The sequence below is a fragment of the Pseudomonas peli genome, from assembly GCF_050563605.1.
Classification (GTDB): Bacteria; Pseudomonadota; Gammaproteobacteria; order Pseudomonadales; family Pseudomonadaceae; genus Aquipseudomonas; species Aquipseudomonas peli_A.
This window is the reverse complement of record NZ_JBNXUH010000304.1, coordinates 1-223: the sequence shown is the minus strand read 5'-3', so window position 1 is coordinate 223 and position 223 is coordinate 1. Positions and strand designations below refer to the sequence as shown.

General features: G+C 63.6%; 1 pseudogene. It reads left to right on the top strand.

Going from position 1 to position 223, the window contains the following annotated elements:
* Positions 1–61 precede the first annotated feature (61 nt).
* Positions 62–223: pseudogene (locus ACQ4LH_RS21835) on the top strand (diguanylate cyclase); the annotation flags it as partial.

Here is a 223-nt window from a genome sequence, read left to right as displayed (position 1 = left end):
CAAACCGCCCCCTGGTGGGCGGTCGCCGGCGCCCTCAGATGTGTAAAAGAGCCGGCGGGGGGAGCRGGCGCKGTGTGACCCGCTGACCGGGNTTGTACAACCGCCGCTATCTCGACGAATTCTTTGCCCGTGAGCTGGCAGTGGCGCAGCGAGAGCGCACGCCGATCTCCCTGGCTCTGATCGATCTGGACCATTTCAAGCCTGTCTCTTATACACATCTCCG